Source organism: Magnetococcales bacterium (assembly GCA_015231925.1).
Classification (GTDB): Bacteria; Pseudomonadota; Magnetococcia; order Magnetococcales; family JADGAQ01; genus JADGAQ01.
The window spans coordinates 1-2,130 of the sequence record JADGAQ010000351.1 but is presented as its reverse complement, the minus strand read 5'-3'; the positions used below and the strand labels follow the sequence as shown (position 1 = coordinate 2,130).

Annotated in this window: 2 protein-coding genes; one reads left to right on the top strand and one right to left on the bottom strand. The window is 61.5% G+C overall.

The window, feature by feature from the left end; translation table 11 throughout:
- A partial coding sequence (locus tag HQL56_19725; GenBank protein MBF0311747.1) for a diguanylate cyclase occupies positions 1 to 1,581 on the top strand: 1,581 nt, incomplete at its 5' end.
- A gap of 5 nt (positions 1,582 to 1,586) precedes the next feature.
- On the opposite strand, the gene HQL56_19720 is transcribed toward HQL56_19725, so the two are convergent.
- The gene (locus HQL56_19720; protein MBF0311746.1) at positions 1,587 to 2,012 is read right to left on the bottom strand and encodes a VOC family protein; all 426 of its coding nucleotides are present in this window, start codon (positions 2,010 to 2,012) and stop codon (positions 1,587 to 1,589) included.
- Between the last annotated feature and the right edge of the window lie 118 nt (positions 2,013 to 2,130).

The window sequence follows — 2,130 nt, the reverse complement described above, 5'->3', positions numbered from 1 at the left end:
ACATTGGGTAAAATCTCCCGGCACTTCGCCGAGTCCCACCTCCTCTCACCCGAGATGGAGCAGGAACTGCGCAACATCCGTTACACCTCCCAGGACGAGGTTTCCCTGGTTGCGGAATCGATGCAGCAGCTCACCCATACGGTTCTCAAACGCGCTGCCGCCCTGGAAAAACAGACCGACCGCCTGACCGAAAGCGAGGAGCGTTTCCGGGCCCTGACCCACTCGCTGGCGGACGCCATCCTGGTTTACGACGAATACGGCACCATCCATTTCTGCAACCAGGTCTCCGCCCTGCTCTTCGGTCGGGAGGAGGCCCATCTGCTGAATCAGCCCGTCTACTTTCTCTTTGCGGAACGCTGGCTGGACCCGGCCTGGTCGGAAAAACTCCTGCTCACCGCCGACAAGGAAGGATCGGTTCGGGAAGGCCTGGCACGGCGTGGCGACGATACGGAGTTTCCGGTGGAGATCTCCCTGTCGCGCTGGCAGCGCAAAAAGAAGGAGTTCCATACCGCCGTGGTGCGGGATATCTCGGCCCACCGTCTGCTGGAAGCGCGGGACATGCGGGCCTATGTCAATCGGGTGGCTATCAGCGCCCTGCTGGAAATTGGTCTGGAGCCCCTGCCCTTGCGGCGCAAGCTGGAGGTGGCGTTGGAGATCATCCTGACCGTTCCCTGGCTTGCGGTGCAGTACAAGGGGTCGATCTTCCTGGCCCAGGAGGACAATACCATGATGATGGTGGTGCAAAAGGGTTTGCATCCCCATCTGCTCAAGGCCTGTCATCGCATCGGTCCGGGATTCTGCCTGTGCGGCAAGGCCTTCGAAACGCGGGAAATCATCTTCAAGAACGGTCTGGACGAGCAGCACGACGTGACCTTCGACGGCATCTCCGAACATGGTCACTACTGTGTGCCCATTCTGCTGCGGGAGCAGCTCTTGGGGGTACTCAACCTCTATGTGGATTTCGGACACCCCCACGACCCGGAAGAAGAGGCCTTCCTCTCCACCATTGCGGTCACCCTGGCGGGGGTCATCGATCGTGGACTGGTTGAGGATCGGGTGCATCACCTGGCCACCCACGACCAGTTGACCGGTTTGCCCAACCGCATGCTGTTCCGCGAACTGCTGGAACAGGAGATACGCCGCGCCACGCGCAGCAATCAGACTCTGGCGGTGGGTTTCATGGATCTGGATCGCTTCAAGGAGGTCAACGACACCCTGGGCCACGAGGCGGGGGACATCCTGCTCAAGGCGGTGGCGCAGCGCTCCAAGGATTGCCTGCGGGATTCCGACATCCTGGCTCGCATGGGGGGTGACGAATTCACCCTGATTCTGCCGGGGGTGGCGCACCCCGCCCACTTGGGCCAACTGGCCACCAAGGTCATTCAGGTTCTTAACGAGCCCTTTCCCATCCATGGCAGCGAATGCCGCATCGGGGCCAGCATCGGGCTGGTGCTGTTTCCCGAGCATGGCCACACGGTGGACGGCCTGTTGCAGAAGGCGGATCAGGCCATGTACGAGGTCAAGCGCCGGGGTCGCAACCAGTATATCATCTATCAACCGGACGACGAAAAACCGACCTGACTCCGTTATTCCGGCAGGATAAGTTCTCCCTTGGGCCCCAGAGGAAACATCGGGGCCCAGGTGATCTCCCAGGGGTGTCCGTCCGGGTCGGCGAAGTAGGCGGTACGCCCACCCCAGGGGGTGTCTTTGGGGGCTTGCAGCAGGGTGGCCCCGCAACCCACCACTCGTTGCGTCTCCCGATCCACCTCTTCCCGTTCGACCACGTTGATTCCCAGGCTGATACCCCCCGGAACCGGTTGGCGCATGGCAAGACCCGCATCCTGCAACAGTTCCGCGACCGGATAGAGGGCCAGGGCCATCGTTCCGGTCTGGAAGAAGCAGACCCCGTCACACGAGGCGGAGGAGGCTTTCCAGCCCAGGCGCTCGTAAAAGGCCCGGGCCTCGGGCAGATTCTTCACCCCGAGGGTGACGAGGGAGAGACGTTGTTCCATGGGCTTCTCCTTGGGTTTCGTTGTCCATGCGTCCTGAGCCGTTATTCCATTTCTGTTTCATTCGTCATTAATACGGGGGTCCGGGGGCGATTATCGCCCCCGGCGGAGGTTGGACTCG

Excerpts from the sequence above, each read along its gene's own strand:
- HQL56_19720 (MBF0311746.1), bottom strand. The coding sequence starts at position 2,012 with ATGGAACAACGTCTCTCCCTCGTCACCCTCGGGGTGAAGAATCTGCCC.